Annotated in this window: 13 protein-coding genes and 1 tRNA gene; 7 read left to right on the top strand and 7 right to left on the bottom strand. The window is 42.1% G+C overall.

Annotated features, from left to right (window positions below):
* The first annotated feature begins 816 nt into the window (after positions 1–816).
* Entirely contained in the window at positions 817–2,403 is a 1,587-nt protein-coding gene (locus tag RCH20_RS00305; protein WP_327192183.1) for an isocitrate lyase, read from the top strand.
* A gap of 187 nt (positions 2,404–2,590) precedes the next feature.
* Positions 2,591–4,243: a CYTH and CHAD domain-containing protein gene (locus tag RCH20_RS00300; RefSeq protein WP_327192182.1), complete on the top strand. Its 1,653-nt coding sequence runs from the start codon at positions 2,591–2,593 to the stop codon at positions 4,241–4,243.
* A 96-nt stretch (positions 4,244–4,339) separates the two neighbouring features.
* Here RCH20_RS00300 and RCH20_RS00295 read toward each other — a convergent pair whose 3' ends face one another.
* Positions 4,340–4,960 (bottom strand): nitroreductase family protein, encoded by a 621-nt coding sequence (locus RCH20_RS00295; RefSeq protein WP_209956673.1) that lies wholly within the window; start codon positions 4,958–4,960, stop codon positions 4,340–4,342.
* A 365-nt stretch (positions 4,961–5,325) separates the two neighbouring features.
* Positions 5,326–5,865: a L,D-transpeptidase gene (locus tag RCH20_RS00290; protein ID WP_327192181.1), complete on the bottom strand. Its 540-nt coding sequence runs from the start codon at positions 5,863–5,865 to the stop codon at positions 5,326–5,328.
* Positions 5,866–6,002: 137 nt separating this feature from the next.
* On the opposite strand from RCH20_RS00290, the gene RCH20_RS00285 reads away from it, so the two are divergent.
* Positions 6,003–7,262 carry a hypothetical protein gene (locus tag RCH20_RS00285; RefSeq protein ID WP_327192180.1) on the top strand — a complete coding sequence of 420 codons (1,260 nt, stop codon included), beginning with the start codon at positions 6,003–6,005 and terminating at the stop codon, positions 7,260–7,262.
* Positions 7,263–7,511: 249 nt separating this feature from the next.
* On the opposite strand, the gene RCH20_RS00280 is transcribed toward RCH20_RS00285, so the two are convergent.
* The gene (locus RCH20_RS00280; protein ID WP_209956670.1) at positions 7,512–8,750 is read right to left on the bottom strand and encodes an argininosuccinate synthase; all 1,239 of its coding nucleotides are present in this window, start codon (positions 8,748–8,750) and stop codon (positions 7,512–7,514) included.
* Positions 8,751–9,166: 416 nt separating this feature from the next.
* Between RCH20_RS00280 and pyrC the strand changes: the two genes are divergently transcribed.
* From pyrC to RCH20_RS00260, 4 genes are all read left to right on the top strand, one after another.
* Positions 9,167–10,246 carry a dihydroorotase gene (gene pyrC, locus RCH20_RS00275; RefSeq protein ID WP_327192179.1) on the top strand — a complete coding sequence of 360 codons (1,080 nt, stop codon included), beginning with the start codon at positions 9,167–9,169 and terminating at the stop codon, positions 10,244–10,246.
* A gap of 278 nt (positions 10,247–10,524) precedes the next feature.
* Positions 10,525–11,184 carry a ribonuclease T gene (gene rnt, locus RCH20_RS00270; protein ID WP_327192339.1) on the top strand — a complete coding sequence of 220 codons (660 nt, stop codon included), beginning with the start codon at positions 10,525–10,527 and terminating at the stop codon, positions 11,182–11,184.
* 357 nt (positions 11,185–11,541) lie between these two features.
* Positions 11,542–11,715 carry a hypothetical protein gene (locus RCH20_RS00265; protein ID WP_209956667.1) on the top strand — a complete coding sequence of 58 codons (174 nt, stop codon included), beginning with the start codon at positions 11,542–11,544 and terminating at the stop codon, positions 11,713–11,715.
* A gap of 78 nt (positions 11,716–11,793) precedes the next feature.
* Positions 11,794–11,869 (top strand) — tRNA-Glu (locus tag RCH20_RS00260).
* Positions 11,870–12,280: 411 nt separating this feature from the next.
* On the opposite strand, the gene RCH20_RS00255 is transcribed toward RCH20_RS00260, so the two are convergent.
* The 4 genes from RCH20_RS00255 to eno form a co-directional block, all read right to left on the bottom strand.
* Positions 12,281–12,904, bottom strand: coding sequence for a BLUF domain-containing protein (locus RCH20_RS00255; RefSeq protein WP_327192178.1), 624 nt, complete (start codon positions 12,902–12,904; stop codon positions 12,281–12,283).
* 420 nt (positions 12,905–13,324) lie between these two features.
* A complete protein-coding gene (ispD, locus tag RCH20_RS00250) occupies positions 13,325–14,092 on the bottom strand; it encodes a 2-C-methyl-D-erythritol 4-phosphate cytidylyltransferase (RefSeq protein ID WP_327192177.1) in 768 nt (255 codons plus the stop codon).
* A gap of 113 nt (positions 14,093–14,205) precedes the next feature.
* A complete protein-coding gene (locus tag RCH20_RS00245) occupies positions 14,206–14,514 on the bottom strand; it encodes an FtsB family cell division protein (protein WP_327192176.1) in 309 nt (102 codons plus the stop codon).
* Between the two features lie 213 nt (positions 14,515–14,727).
* Complete coding sequence (eno, locus tag RCH20_RS00240) at positions 14,728–16,044, bottom strand: phosphopyruvate hydratase (RefSeq protein ID WP_327192175.1); 1,317 nt, start codon at positions 16,042–16,044, stop codon at positions 14,728–14,730.
* Between the last annotated feature and the right edge of the window lie 166 nt (positions 16,045–16,210).

Raw genomic sequence — 16,210 nt, 5'->3', positions numbered from 1 at the left:
AGGCAGTTATAGTGAGTAATATAGATGAGTCAAAGCACAGATGATAAATTCTATGTTGGGTTGCTAATTACTTATATAAATTTCTAGACACTTATGAGCCGCGCTAGACTTCAATGACTAACGTATGTATTTTAACAACGCGGCAATTGCCTATACAATAGTTGCTTATACAAGTGTTACTGATATATTTAGTGTCAGCAGCCTCCAACATTTAGGTCGTTCATTGTTAAGTAAATGCCCGGTTATTATAGCATTTCTTGCTGGCGAGTAGTGATACTGCTACTTCCTAGTATTATAAAAGGCATGTTAAATACAACCAGATCACCTTCTCAAGTCTGATAGATAGCAATGGCATGCAGTTGAACCTCGTATCGCACTACCGAATATCAATTACCCTCACATGCTTACTAAAACTTAGGTCCCATGCGACACTGATAGCCGATGGTCTTGTCCTTGTTTATATCAGAAACTAAATATAGATAATGCGGTATTTAGATAATGAGTATCATGGTGGTTTATAAGTAACCAACTATTTTTTAGCAATCAAATCAAGCAAACCACTTGTATTTACCAGCAGGTTTGTTTAGGGTAATGGGGCTAAGATTTACGATAAATTACTATTTGTGGTTTATGGATCGAACTTCAATATATTCTTAGTCATGCTTAGCCATGCCAGCAAACATTAAATTTAGATCTAATCAATGCAATCGTAATCCCAGCAAATCCTATACAAAGAATGCAAGCATAATGGTGATGACTTTTATCACCCGGTTTTTTGTGCATTAGTATTTAATACCCCACCAAGGAGAAGTCTAGATGTCAACTTATACATCTGCGTTAGAACTAGTACGTGAACTAAAGCAAAAACATGGCAATTGGGAAAATATCAGCGAAACTGATGCCGCACGTATGATGGTACAAAACCGCTTTAAAACCGGCTTAGATATTGCAAAATATACGGCCGATATCATGCGCCAAGACATGGAAGAGTACGATAACGACACCTCTCAGTACACCCAGTCTCTAGGTGCTTGGCATGGTTTTGTGGCCCAACAAACTATGTACGCCAACAAAAAATACTTCAACACCACTTCAAAAAAATACATCTACCTTTCAGGTTGGATGGTTGCCGCTCTACGTTCAGAGTTTGGTCCATTACCTGACCAATCTATGCACGAAAAAACTGCCGTACCTAAGCTAATCGAAGAAATCTACACCTTCTTGCGTCAAGCAGATGCTAAAGTGCTCAACGACTACTTCCGTGAGCTCAACGATGCTGAAGAAGCCGGTAAAGACACTAAAGAGATTCAAGCAAAAATTGAAAACTTTGAATCACATGTCGTGCCAATTATTGCTGACATTGATGCCGGTTTCGGTAACGAAGAAGCGACTTACCTATTGGCTAAAAAGATTATCGAAGCGGGTGCTTGTGCCCTACAGCTCGAAAACCAAGTATCTGATGCTAAGCAGTGTGGCCATCAAGCTGGTAAAGTTACCGTACCGCATGAAGACTATATCGCAAAAATTAACGCTATTCGTTATGCATTCCTAGAGCTAGGTGTTGAAAACGGTATTATTGTTGCTCGTACTGATTCTGAAGGCGCGTCACTTACGCAAAAAATCCCAGTATCAAATGAGCCAGGTGATTTGGCTTCTAAATACATCGACTTTATCGAGATGGAAGAAATCACTCTTGATCAGGCGCATGAAAATGACAGCTTGCTTAAGCATGATGGCAAATTGGTGCGTCCAGTACGCTTGGCAAATGGTCTATACCAGTTCCGTGAAGACACTAACATTGATCGTGTTGTCCTTGACTGCGTCACGGCACTTGAAAATGGCGCTGATCTACTATGGATCGAAACCCCAACGCCAGATATCGAACACATCAAAATGATGGTCGATCGTATTAGAGAAGAGCAGCCAAAAGCGAAATTGGTCTATAACAATAGCCCATCGTTTAACTGGACCCTAAATTTCCGTAAGCAAGTAGTCGCTAAATGGGAAAAAGAAGGCTACGACATGTCGCAATACAACAAAGACGACTTGATGAGCTCTGATTACGATGGTACTGAACTCAATACTGAAGCTGATAAGCTGGCCAAAGACTTCCAGAAAGATGCGGCACGTGAAGCGGGTGTATTCCATCATCTAATCACCCTACCGACTTATCACACTACTGCACTAGAGATGCATAAGCTTGTGAAAGGTTACTTTGGTGAAGACGGTATGCTTGCTTATGTCGCTGGCGTACAACGTAAAGAAATCCGTGAAGGGGTATCAGCTGTTAAGCACCAAGCAATGGCAGGTTCTGACATCGGTGATGATCATAAAGAGATCTTCTCAGGTGACAACGCGCTAAAAGCGGGCGGCGGCAAAAACACGATGGATCAGTTCAAATAGGCACTATGCTATAAGTAAGCCCTAGAAGTAAAAATAACAGCCGCCCTACAGCATGTAGGGCGGCTTTTTTGTTGCAGATTGAGTAATATTAGCCTTAATAAATAGCTATTACCTGGATTCGTGTGATATTAATTAGATGTAGATCTTTGCCATAATAATAAGCAATCAAAATCATAGGGAAAATACCATGCAAGAAATAGAACTTAAATTTTTAATCCCTCAAGCGCGTCTAAAAGGCCTAATGCGCCAAGCAAGGGTAAAGTCGTCACAACTCACACACATGGCCGCCCACTATTATGATACCTCTGAGCAAGATTTGGCACAGGCTGGTATTGGGCTGCGTATTCGTCAAGAAGGCGATGTTTGGGTACAGACTATCAAGGCCGGTGGCGATGGTATCGCTGCGCGCTTAGAGCATAATACGATATTAGATAATGAACACGTACAAGCGATGCTAGATGCTAATGAATTAATGCCTGATTTAACACTTTATAAAGACACCGCTATCGCGCCAGCACTGGCTGATTTTAAACTCAAAAAACTAGCAAAAAAATTAACACGCCAATATCTGACTGATGTGGCGCGTACCACGCGCCTGCTAATAGAAGACAGTAATGAAGAAAACAGTAGCAAAGAAAGGAGCACGATTGAAGTCGCTTATGATCTTGGACAGATTATCCACGGTAGTGACGACTCTCAGTGCCAAGATATCCACGAGATTGAGTTTGAGCTCGTATCAGGTGAGCTGGCGTTTTTATTTGCGACTGCTAAAACCTGGTGTAAACGTTATAAGCTGTGCTTGTCCACTGTAACCAAAGCTGAGCGCGGTGGTTTGCTGGTTAAAGGACACTCATATAGCCCAGCAGTTTGTGCTGACCTTGGGCAGTTAAATGTGAATCAACACAGCAGTAGGCCTGCCTTTGTACGCGCAGCGGTACACAACTGTCTATTACAGATACTTCCGAACAGCAGTGCTATCGCGGCAGGTAGCCGAGATGATCAGCACGTCTTACAGCTGCGTATTGGCATCCGTCGCCTGCAGGTCACCCTAAAAGCTTTTGAAAAATTCTCAGATCAACTCAATACCGAGTGGCATTCGATATTAAAACAAACCGCGGCTTTACTCGGTGATTACCGCAAGCTTGCTCATCTAGCAACGACTATTGAGCCTGATCTTCGGCAACGAGGTGCACCTAGCATCGATTGGGCTATAGACCTTGAACGAATTAAAATCACACCTATGGATACGGTACGTGCCAATGACTTTCAGATTATTCTTCTTGAGCTCATTGAATTTACCATGAGCGATCCCAGCACTGAGCCCCAAGCAAACAAGCTCGCTATGGATAAGCTGCCGAAGATATTAGCTAAAAAACATATAAAACTACTCGAAGCTGAGCAGGATTTTGAGGATTTTCAATACAATGACTCTAAACGTAATGGCTTAATAGACAGTGGCTTGAAAAACAGCGACTTAATAAACAGTGACTTGGAAGATAATTCTGTAGAGCAAGACAATCTAGAGCCTAGTCATTCAAGTAGCAATCCTGTACATAAAGTACGCCGTCATCTTAAAGACTTACGCTATGTGAGTGAGTTTGCCGCACCGTTGTATGCTAAAAAGAACAGCAAACGCTGGCTTAAGCGCTTAATAAAGGCGCAAAAAGCGTTAGGACAGTATCAAGATCATAACTACTATCAACAGTGCTATCAGCAAAAGGCATTTACCGACCCTAACGCATTATATGGAGCAGGATGGTTTGCCGCACTGTTAAAAGATGACGGTAAACGCATGCAAAAGCGGCTGGCTCGTATTCAAGATAGTGCGATGTTTTGGTAAAATGCTGACCCAGAAAAATAAAAAAGACAGCCCAAGTTAATGATGCTGTCTTTTTTTATTTCTCTAACGCTATAGCGATTTTTTAACTTGCTGATATCAGTCAACCAGTCCAAATACCTTCATGCGCTCATTAAGCGGCTGATAGCTTTTTTCGCCAGCAGGCTCGAGGATATTGCCAAATGGCATTTGTGCGATTAGATCCCAATTTTTGGGAACCGAAAATGCTGTTGCTACGTCATCATCAATCAGTGGATTATAGTGTTGAAGGCTGGCACCAACCTCTAAGGTGCTAAGCTCGGTCCACATGGCATACTGGTGCATCGCTGAGGTCTGATGTGCCCATAAAGGGAACTTATCGGCATATAGCGCAAACTTATCTTGCAACGACGTCACAACTTCTCTGTCTTCAAAGAACAGCACTGTTCCTGCCCCAGCACGGAAGCCATCTATTTTCTGTTTGCTACTCGAAAAGTCTCCATCGCCGACAGTCTGACGCAGATTGGCTTCGGTAATGTCCCATAGCTGTTGATGGTGCTCACCAAATAATACTATCAGTCGCGACGACTGCGAATTAAAGCAAGAAGGTGTCTGTAGTATTACACGTTCAGCGATATCAACAATCGCCCGTGGGTCTACTGGCAAATCGTTGCCTAGAGCATAAATAGTACGGCGTTCTTCAAACGCTTGTTGTAGAGTCACTAGGCTGGCTTTGGTCATTATTGTTATCCTTGTAATAATTATTACTACGTTTGGTAAATTAGTATTATGGTTTGATTGCTATGAATTTGAGGGTTATCGCTGCTTCAAGATAAATAACCCAAATAGAAGTCTTCATAAGACATCGTAAGTACCAATATCCTTAAGTACAAATATTGGGCCTTCACTTACAATCTTGAAGGCTATTATAGCAATTAACTTAACAAACATTGGTTACTGTTAATTTTATTTTATTAATAACCTTGTAAATAAGCCTTGTAAATAAACCTTGTAAGTAAGTCTTGTGAACGTGGCTTTTCTAACATCGAAGATCTAATGAATGTCTGTAACCATACGCTTTGCCGATTACCAAAGCTGTCACCTATTTATTTAATGCTAGTGATGTCGCTAACACCACTAATAATAGAAACAGCAGTGCCCTCGTCTACCTGCGCGAACATTGTGATAATGTCTTGATTGCGCATACGTACACAACCATGTGAACGCGGTGAACCCATAGGTTCGCTATCAGGTGTACCATGAATATAGATATAACGCTGGAAGGTATCACAGCCACCTTGACTATTACTGCCTTTGTTCACACCGATCTCAAGTCCGCTCAGCCACAAAATTCGGCTTAATATCCAATCACGTTCAGGCTGCTTAGCGCCTAGAGCAGCGCTATAAATTTCTCCTGTAGCCACGCGCCCGATAAATACTGTATTGATAGCCTCACTACCCCCTATCTTTTGGGCAATGACGTGTGCCCCAAGTGGGGTACGGCCACTGTCTTGCTGACTACCAATGCCATTCTTAGCAGTAGATATCGTATAACGGCAAACCTCAGTATGCTCTTGAAGTAAGGTCAAGGTTTGCTCAGCAATATTAATGATTAGCTGTGTGCTTGGCTGATTATTTGGTGTCATAAAGGGCTGTCCGGCTGTTATTTAGAAGTATTTTAGCTACAAACTCTCATGAATTAGTAAAAAATCTAATTTTAAGGGATTGTATCAAGGCAGTTGGCACCGTAATATAGGGGCTCACTTTTTGATGCTAGCAAATTATGACGTCTATTTCACCGACACGTGTGTCGATGTATGATTTTTTATATCAAGATACTCAGCCTATGGTGTCGTTGTTGGCAGATGCGGCCCAGCTGTCATTACCCCAAACGCAGCTTGCGCTCGGTGCCAGCTTGCAAGCAATCGTCAGTGCTTTGCTCGCCTATCAGCAGCGCTATCAAGGTCAAGCGGTTCGAAAAAAGCTTTTTGGTCGTAGCGCAGTTAAAGAGCTGCGACACTATAACGCCATGAACTTTGTGACCATCAAGGCCACTTTGTACCATCGTCATGATACCGCTAACGCCTTATTTGGTGATAGTGCACAGGTCATTAAGGCCAGCGAGCATATTGCGACGCAAATTGATGCGACCACGCCACAAGCGCAAACTTTACTGACTTGTCTGTGTGTCATCGTCTTACGTGAGTTGGCTATCTTAACTGACTACAGTCAGATTGATAATGATGAGATGGATAAATGGTTTGCATTGCAGCCGCAGTTTTTATCAGTAGGCCGTCTGACCACTATTGCACCAGTAACAGTAACAGATGCTGTTAAAAAAGACATGAGTATCGAAGAAAAAGCTGCACCCTCAGAATCAATAGCGCCAGAAATAAAAGATCCTTCTTTAGATTCTGAGCGGCTAGTGTCTAACCAGCTACTGAGCGCGCCGCCACCTTTTGACCCTTACTGGTACGAGTTGACCACGTTTAAACCTGATAATCATGAACCTGATAATCATGAACCTGTACAAGACATGCAGGAAGCCACGGCAGATTACTTAAAAGTCATTGGTCGCTCATCAGAAAATATCCAGCAGGGTCGACATAACGACTTATTGATATTCGCACAGATGCGTGCCATCACATTACCGCACCAACGCTGGCTATTGCAACTTGCTAAAATTTCAGATATTTACTTGCAGCAAAATCGGCTGCGTATTACCTCTGAGCCAACCACCCCACCGACCGCGCCACTGGTGACTTTAAGGTCAATTGGTGATAATGATGACAATATCCCAATTGCTACTAGCGAGACCCCTATTGAGCATAACGCGCCGACACCCCTATGGAAAAACCCTATTATTCTTATTATTATTCTAGTGATTGGTAGTCTTGGCGCACTGGCTACCCTAAAGTACCAAATGAAGAAGTCTAATGGTGCGATACCAGCGACTGAAGTAGTCTTAGAGCAGGACCTTGCTGAAAAGCGACAGCAGCAGGATACAGCAGTTATAAAAGAGGATGATGCAGATAAAAACTAGACCTAAAGCACTAAAGCTATAGTCAATGAAAAGTAATATCGATACATAACGTACTGCTGGCATAAGTTTTTCTTGCTTGCTGTGCCTACGCAGACAGAGGCTGCAAAAAGCTTATACCAGCAGTACCATAGCGTTTTTAAGGTATTTTAACTATATTAGTGAATACCCAACCCTAAAAGGTAAAATCAACGGCAATAAAAAAACAGAGACGTGATGTCTCTGTTTTTTTATTACCGTTTTTTCGCTACTCTATTTAGACAAATCACGACCACGACTGGCTTCAATTGCCAAACGTAAACCATTAAGACGGATGAAACCTTCCGCATCTTTTTGATCATAAGCACCGGCATCATCTTCGAAGGTAGCGATTTTTTCATCAAATAGTGAATCGTCTGACTTACGCCCGACTACACTGACACTACCTTTATATAGCTTCACGCGAACCGTACCGTTAACATATTCTTGTGACTTATCAATTAAGGCTTGTAGCATCATACGCTCAGGGCTGAACCAATAGCCATTATAGATAATTTTCGCATAGCGCGGCATCAGCTCATCTTTTAGATGCGCGGCTTCACGGTCTAGCGTTAATGATTCAATACCGCGATGCGCTTTTAGCATAATGTTACCTGCTGGAGTCTCATAACAGCCCCGTGATTTCATGCCCACGTAACGGTTTTCTACAATATCCAAACGGCCAATACCATGACTGCCACCAATTTCATTCAGCTTAATCATGATTTCATACGGCTTGAGTCGCTCGCCATCAATAGCAACCATGTCACCTTTTTCGTATTCTAATTCTAAATATTGCGCTTGATCTGGTGCTTGTTCTGGGCTCACTGACCAACGCCACATGTCATCTTCTGCTTCAGCGTATGGGTCTTCTAAAATGCCACCCTCATAAGAGATGTGTAATAAGTTGGCATCCATTGAATAAGGCGACTTGGTCTTATTACCCGCATAGTCAATAGCAATGTTATGTTCTTTGGCATAGTCCATCAAGCTTTCGCGGCTAGACAAGTCCCATTCACGCCAAGGCGCAATAGTAACGACATCTGGGGAAAGAGCAACAGCACCCAGCTCAAACCGTACCTGGTCATTACCTTTACCGGTTGCGCCATGGCTGATAGCGTCAGCACCATGTTCTTTGGCAATCTCAACCAAACGCTTAGCAATAAGGGGACGCGCAATAGAGGTGCCGAGTAAATACTCGCCTTCATAAATGGCATTGGCGCGGAACATAGGGAACACATAATCACGGGCAAACTCTTCGCGCAAGTCTTCAATATGAATACTCTTAATGCCCATCGCTTCTGCTTTAGCACGCGCCGGCTCGACTTCTTCGCCTTGTCCGATGTCAGCAGTGAAGGTAATCACTTCAGCATCATAGGTGTCTTGTAGCCATTTGGCGATAATGGAAGTATCTAGACCTCCAGAATAAGCCAAGACAATTTTATTGATATTTTTTGGGTCAAGCTGAGCCATGAATAACTCCTAATATGAGAATTTAGTTATAGAGTATCAAAACAATACGGAAGAATCAGTCAAAAGTTAGTTTGCATACTCAGTGTACATCATATTTACTATGGGCAAAAGTGTAACCACCATGTGGCGCTAGGTTTTAGCTTAAATCTGAACTTGGACTGGGTCTTCATTTGACCCTGACTTTGATTGTTAAAGTATTAATCTCTCATGGTAAGCTCAGCAGTCAATTCAATGGTCAATTCAGCGGTCAGTTAAAAACGTGCTAATAAATTATGTATAGAACAAATTATGTATAGATAGTTAGGCGCATATTTAGTCAAGCAGGCAAATCTGTTATCATAGTCGCACATCAAACACTATTATTATCAGTCCTGTGCCACTTCCTTTTACCCCCATATTTTATGATATAGAGCGCTATGACACCGATTATTGATTCAATTAAAGAGTTAACCATTCTCCAACCAGACGATTGGCACATCCATTTGCGTGACAATCAAGCGCTAGCAACCACAGTACCTCATGCCGCCAATAGCTTTAACCGCGTCATCTGTATGCCAAACCTAGTGCCGCCGGTCAAAACCGCTGATGATGCCCGTGCTTACCGAGAGCGTATCTTGCAGCATCTACAAGCCAGCGATCTAACGGCCGAACGCAAAGCAGCCTTTGACCCACGTATGACCTTGTATTTGACTGACCGTACCACCGCGCAAGACATCGAACTGGCTGCGTTATCCGGTATCGTACAGGCGGTCAAGCTTTATCCTGCTGGCGCAACTACTAACTCCGCTGATGGCGTCACCGACATCAATGCCTGCGTTGAGGTATTTGAAGCACTAGAAAAATATAATTTGCCGTTGCTGCTACATGGCGAAGTGACCCATGATCATGTTGATATCTTTGACCGCGAAAAGCGTTTTTTAGATGAAGTACTAGCACAAATTATTATGAAATTCCCAACATTAAAAATTGTGTTGGAGCATATCACCACCAGTGATGCCGCTGACTTTGTGTTGGCTCAAGGCAATCATATTGCAGCAACTATTACCCCACAGCATTTGATGCTCAACCGCAATGATTTATTACTTGGCGGCATCAAGCCACATTTTTATTGTTTGCCCATTTTAAAGCGTGCCTCGCATCAAAAAGTATTATTAGATGTGGCAACCAGTGGTAATCCTAAGTTTTTCTTGGGGACTGATTCAGCGCCGCATGCGACTGATAAAAAAGAAGCGGCTTGTGGCTGTGCAGGCTGTTATAGCTCAGCAACGGCCTTGCCGCTGTACGCTACCACTTTTGATAGCGTGGGTAAAATTGATAGGCTTGAGGGCTTTACCAGTCGCTTTGGTGCACAATTTTATGGGCTACCTGTGAACGAGAGTACCGTTACTTTAATCAATATGCCGATGCAGGTACCGACAGACTACCCTTATTTTGATGGGTCAACCCTGACGCCACTGATGGCTGGTGAAATACTACCCTGGTCTCTTAAAGTGTAGCGAACGACTCGCCATTACTACCCGATTTTTCCCGATGGCATTAATGACATATTTATACCATCAAATACTGGCCTTACCTCAATATGTCTGTACGACCGATAAAAGCGATTTAACCTGATATGACTACCCCAAATAACACTGATTTGCTTACCAATGATTCATTAACTGACCCAGTAACGGGTCAAATCGACAGTACGTTAGATAAGAGCGCCAGCCATAACCACACCGTTAATGCTGATAGAGAAAGCTCGGAAGACCAGACAGAAAGTGCGGCACCGATGACTATAAAAGAGCGTTTTCGTAAATTCTTGCCAGTCGTTGTCGATGTCGAGACGGCTGGCTTTAATGCACAAACTGATGCCCTATTGGAAATTGCCTGTATTCCTATTTTACTCGATGAGCAGGGGGTATTTTATCCAGGAGAGGCCATTAATGCCCATATCGAGCCTTTTGAGGGCGCGAATCTAGAGCCAAGTGCGCTGGCCTTTACCGGTATAGACCCCAATAACCCCATGCGTAAAGCTATTGCCGAAGATGAAAAGACCGCGTTACGGCGAATCTTTAAAGACCTTAAAGACGTGCGCCGCGATACAGGTTGCCGTCAATGTGTATTAATTGGTCATAATGCACATTTTGATTTGGCTTTTTTAAATGCCGCTGTGTTACGTACCAATAGTAAAAACCACAACCCTTTCCATCAGTTCTCGGTATTTGACACGGTAACTCTGGCGGCACTGGCATTTGGTCAAACAGTACTAGCACGCGCCTGTAAAGCGGCAGGCCTTGATTTTGACGGTAAGGATGCTCATTCTGCATTATATGACACGCAAAAAACTGCTGAGCTGTTTTGTCATATTCTTAATCACTACCCTATGCTGCCTAATGCTTTACATACTGAACAAACCAAGGTAGAGTTGATTGATAACGACAAGCAATAATTAACAAATATAGCCGTTTTTTATAGTTATCAATAAATACTCATTTGTAGGTACTGGTTGGTAAATATTAAGCCAATCAGCGTCATGTTTACCATAACGATCCATAAGCTACTTTGTTAAAATTTTGACTTTGCCATCTTGATTTCGAAATCAATAAGGATATGATTGATACGATGATAAGCAAGTCAACTGTCAGCCCTGATCTTGTACTGTCTAAATGGAATTGATAGTTCGATTACTTGTTACTGTCCCGAGTTGCAATGACGCAATAATATTCTGTAGATGAGTTAAGTCGCCCACACCGCCTTGATAGCCAGCGATGCGCTATTTATTTGGTTTAATAAAAGGGACTTTACTATGCAACCAGATCACATTATATGGGGAACAATTCTTGGTTATATGCTGCTCGCTTTAACCATTAGCGCTTGTACCACCTTATGGATTCGCCATCATCTAAAAAACAACGACTTGCACCCACAGCGTGCGATTAAAAAGAAATATTTAACTTTAAAAAAAAATCGAAGAAAATAGCTTGACAGAAAACCACTATCCTACTATTATGTGCACCACTTCAACGTAAACGGTGAAAGCAGTTGAAGCGCGTTTCTAGTCCCCATCGTCTAGAGGCCTAGGACACCGCCCTTTCACGGCGGTAACGGGGGTTCGAACCCCCCTGGGGACGCCATATATTAAAATGTTGTTAATAACAGTATTTTCAAAACTCTCAAAATCTATAAGATTTTGAGAGTTTTTTTATGCCTGATTGTTTTTCTACTTATAAGCTTTTTGCAGCCTCTGTCTGCGTAGGCACAGCAAGCAAAAAAAACGTATGCCCGCAGTAGGTTACGTATCGATATTACTTTTGATTTTCGTAATCAATGATTCAATAATGTTTCTATCAATCAACCAGGCGGGCGAACAGGCGCAAATAACGCATTACCATATTTCGAGATTGACACTATAGCGGCTTTATAGTGGGCAAACTGTACCGAGTATATTATGCCTTCAATCTAATCTTTATAAAATTCGCGGCTGCAAAACACAAAAAAACAGCAATATATGCTGGTTTAAAAAAAAGAGGTTATAAATAAGTCATTTAAAACTTATCTGATAGCAGAACCCATAATAACGTTAATACAATAGCTAGACCTAATACCGTTTGAATCAAAAAAAACGCTTGATGCTCGCTCACTACTCTACTTAACGTTAGGCCTAATGCACTATATTTTACGGGCTGAGTATCAATATCACCAGTCTTTTCTTGCCCTGTGTAACAGCCTTGCAAAATATCTAAAAATTGATGATGCTGATCAGAACTCCAGTTATAAGGCTCAAATGGCATCAGTGCCTTAACTTTAGCATCATTATTCATCCAGTGTTCAAGCTCAATAGAGCGTAGCGACCAACCGGTAAAGCGACGCTTAGTCAGTGCTGAGAATTCTAATATTTTTAGGTCTTTGTGTCGATTGTCTGTCAACAAACGATTTTTAAGATTAGTCAATACTTGCTCAGTGCCTTCAATACACTGAAAAAAACAGCCATTGCCATAACAAATAATACCCGTCATGTTATCAGCTTTGTTATTTTTTATGGAAACTTCTGCGATATCATTGAGAGTACTGGCGCCTGACAGACCAGAGGGCGTTATACGGCTGATGTAGATAAGCTCGTAGAGGTCTAGTGTTACTGGATTTGTCGAATTATTATTAATTGCTGACATTCAGTTTCTCCCCATTATTAGGCAAATCTAGCTAAGATAACTGTATGAATATAAAAAAGAAACGTAAAAAATATGAAGACAAAACGAACGAGCAGGATTGTGACGTTGGTTTTCACGCGTTACGAATATTTATACTAATTGTATTAAGTTAGTTACATCATAGGTTAGTTTAGTCATCAAAGCAAATTATTACCAGAAGACAACAATAATTTATTGTAATTTGACAAAAATTGATAGCTAACTAATATTGCAAAGAAATTACATAGTAAAGAGATGGAATGAAAAGCGAATGCAAGTGGTAGGCAAGCTATGAGCAACGTAAAAAAGACATAAAAAAAACGCTGACACGAGTGCGTAGCGTTCAATGATTGTATTACACAGCGGTATTGATTAGCGGCATTAATTGGTGGCGTTAATACTTTATAGGGCTGACGATTGTGCCATGAGAATAGCAGATAGCAGAATAGCATCGTCAGGGTATGTCAGCTTAATATTTTGACGACTGCCAGTAACGAGACGAATAGGTAAGCCTAAATGCTCGAAGGCGCTCGCTTCATCAGTAATATGAAGATTATGTTCAGCAACATAAGTGAGCACTCGGTGTAATTGATCGATACGAAACACCTGCGGGGTTTGTGCCTGCCATAGACCATTACGATCAATAGTACGCTCGACATAATCATTACTATTGGCGTTATTTTTACCTACAGGCTTTGATTCAGTTTTTGACTGGGTATGCGGCTGATACTGTGATTTTTTCAGAGTATCTGCGACCGGTGTGGCTAAGATCGCGCCATACCGTTCTAGCTTTGCCGCGTCAATAACTTGATCAATATCACGACTTGGTACCGTAGGGCGCGCCGCGTCATGAATCAAAATCAAATCATTAGCCACACCCCCTTTTTTAATGATGGCGTCTAGTCCCGCGTAGACTGACTGCCAACGCTCAGCGCCACCAATTGCGTACCATACGGGCAGTGCAAAATCTAAGTTTTGTGGCCTGGTATCATCTGCTGCAATAATCAACAAACAGTCATGAATATAAGCGCTACCTGCCAGTCTTGCGACACTGTGCTGGAGTAACGTTTGACCATTGAGTGGTAAATACTGCTTGGGTACAGACGAGCCAAAGCGACTACCGCGACCAGCAGCGACAATCATGGCATACACGCAGGGGGTGTTATTCATGGCTAGACATTCAAAGTATGGGTGGGGAAAAATAGAGTACTAAACGGTTTATAAGACTGTTTATGATAAATAGAAGATATTAATAAGCCATTATGACTATTAATAGCGACTTATTAATAGCGGCTATGGGTCGTTGGTGCGGTTGATACTTGTACAAAAGTCTCATTAGGCTTGATGAGTCCTAAATCTAAACGCGCATGCTCTTCTACCGCTTCAAGTCCGTTTTTTAGATCGTAGACATCTGTGCGTAACAGGTTATTAGCCCCAACTTGATTGTCATTTAATTGCTGTTGGTTGTTGATTTGAGCAAGTAGTTTATTACTCTCAAAGTGACCATTTTCACCCAACCAATATTGATATTGCAGTCCTAATAGCACCGCAACGGCCAAAGCAAGTAACATGAACTGGCTAAAGTATTTCATATGAGAACAACGCCAAGCGAGATAGAAGTAAGGTTAAAAGGCTAAAATAAACAGCACTCTAGCACTAGGATTTTAAATTAGACAATCTATGACCATAAAACAATCGTAGACTGTCTAACTGTAAACCAAGCTAGCTAGCACTCAAACCAATAAGTCTTAACTAAACGACCTGAACTGCTTTAGAATAAATGGTTGAGTATGCACGCTTCAAACTTAACCACGTAGACCGATGAACTCTTCGCGGCCACGATAGCTTGCACGTACTTGCTGTTCGATACGGAGTAATTGATTGTATTTTGCGACGCGATCCGAGCGGCATAATGAACCGGTTTTGATTTGACCCGCTGCAGTACCGACTGCTAAATCAGCAATGGTGCTGTCTTCGGTTTCACCTGAACGATGCGAAATAATGGTCGCATAGCCATTTTTCTTCGCCAGAAAGATGGCATCTAAGGTTTCAGATAGCGTACCAATTTGATTAAATTTAATCAAGATAGCATTAGCAATATGCTTATCAATACCTTCTTGTAAGATAGCAGGATTGGTCACAAACAGATCATCACCAACCAGTTGCACTTTATCGCCGATTTGTTCAGTCAAATATTTCCAACCATCCCAATCTGACTCATCAAGACCGTCTTCGATAGAGATAATAGGATATTGACGCGCAAGGCTCACTAAGTAATCAGAGAAACCCTGGCTATCAAAAGACTTATTACCTTCGCCTGCCAAGATATATTTACCATCTTTGTAAAACTCACTAGCAGCACAATCTAAGGCTAGGTGGACATCTTCTCCTGCCTTATAACCAACCTGCTCAATCGCCTGCATAATGACGGTGATGGCTTCTTCATTGCTACGTAAGTTGGGGGCAAAGCCGCCTTCGTCGCCTACTGAGGTACTAAAGCCTTGAGACTTTAGCACTGACTTTAAGCTATGAAATATTTCAGTGCCAGCGCGTAGTGCTTCTGAAAAGCTACTAAAACCGACTGGCTCAATCATAAATTCTTGGATATCAACCGTGTTGTCCGCATGTTCGCCACCATTGATGATGTTCATCATCGGTACAGGCATGGTCAGCGAGGTTTGATTGCGCAGGTTGGCGATATATTGATATAGGGGTAAATTTTGTGATTTTGCCGCCGCTTTAGCAGTAGCAAGCGATACCGCTAGCATCGCATTAGCGCCTAGATTGCCTTTATTATCCGTACCATCAAGGGCAATCATAGCATCATCGACGCCCTGCTGCTCAGTCACGTCTTTGTCCATTAAAACGCTACGAATTTGGCTATTTACATTGGTAACGGCTTTTTTGACCCCTTTACCCATATAACGAGCTTGGTCGCCATCACGCAGCTCTAATGCTTCACGTGAACCCGTTGATGCGCCACTGGGTGCGGCGGCACGTCCGATAGTGCCATCGGCTAAGATCACATCAGCTTCAATCGTTGGGTTACCACGCGAGTCTAAAATTTCACGGGCGCGAATGTCTTTAATTGCGGTGACGTTGTTGGTTTCTTCAGCGTACATAGTGTCTGTTAATTCCTTTGGTCATGCCAAGTTTGCGGGATAGAAAAGGGACAATCAGTTATAACAAAGGTAGGGTAAATAATCGTACCACTCGCACACTAAAAATAACATTAAATATCTATTTAAATTGCAATATATAAGTGCCTTTAGATGTCGATTGAGTATA

The organism is Psychrobacter sp. PL15 (genome assembly GCF_035984995.1).
Lineage (GTDB): Bacteria > Pseudomonadota > Gammaproteobacteria > Pseudomonadales > Moraxellaceae > Psychrobacter.
The sequence above is the reverse complement of the archived record's forward strand: the minus strand, read 5'-3'. Positions and strand labels throughout refer to the sequence as shown.

Excerpts from the sequence above, each read along its gene's own strand:
- pyrC (WP_327192179.1), top strand. The coding sequence starts at position 9,167 with ATGACACCGATTATTGATTCAATTAAAGAGTTAACCATTCTCCAACCA.
- RCH20_RS00295 (WP_209956673.1), bottom strand. The coding sequence starts at position 4,960 with ATGACCAAAGCCAGCCTAGTGACTCTACAACAAGCGTTTGAAGAACGC.
- ispD (WP_327192177.1), bottom strand. The coding sequence starts at position 14,092 with ATGAATAACACCCCCTGCGTGTATGCCATGATTGTCGCTGCTGGTCGC.
- RCH20_RS00305 (WP_327192183.1), top strand. The coding sequence starts at position 817 with ATGTCAACTTATACATCTGCGTTAGAACTAGTACGTGAACTAAAGCAA.
- RCH20_RS00280 (WP_209956670.1), bottom strand. The coding sequence starts at position 8,750 with ATGGCTCAGCTTGACCCAAAAAATATCAATAAAATTGTCTTGGCTTAT.
- rnt (WP_327192339.1), top strand. The coding sequence starts at position 10,525 with ATGACTATAAAAGAGCGTTTTCGTAAATTCTTGCCAGTCGTTGTCGAT.
- RCH20_RS00255 (WP_327192178.1), bottom strand. The coding sequence starts at position 12,904 with ATGTCAGCAATTAATAATAATTCGACAAATCCAGTAACACTAGACCTC.
- RCH20_RS00300 (WP_327192182.1), top strand. The coding sequence starts at position 2,591 with ATGCAAGAAATAGAACTTAAATTTTTAATCCCTCAAGCGCGTCTAAAA.
- RCH20_RS00285 (WP_327192180.1), top strand. The coding sequence starts at position 6,003 with ATGACGTCTATTTCACCGACACGTGTGTCGATGTATGATTTTTTATAT.
- eno (WP_327192175.1), bottom strand. The coding sequence starts at position 16,044 with ATGTACGCTGAAGAAACCAACAACGTCACCGCAATTAAAGACATTCGC.
- RCH20_RS00290 (WP_327192181.1), bottom strand. The coding sequence starts at position 5,865 with ATGACACCAAATAATCAGCCAAGCACACAGCTAATCATTAATATTGCT.
- RCH20_RS00265 (WP_209956667.1), top strand. The coding sequence starts at position 11,542 with ATGCAACCAGATCACATTATATGGGGAACAATTCTTGGTTATATGCTG.
- RCH20_RS00245 (WP_327192176.1), bottom strand. The coding sequence starts at position 14,514 with ATGAAATACTTTAGCCAGTTCATGTTACTTGCTTTGGCCGTTGCGGTG.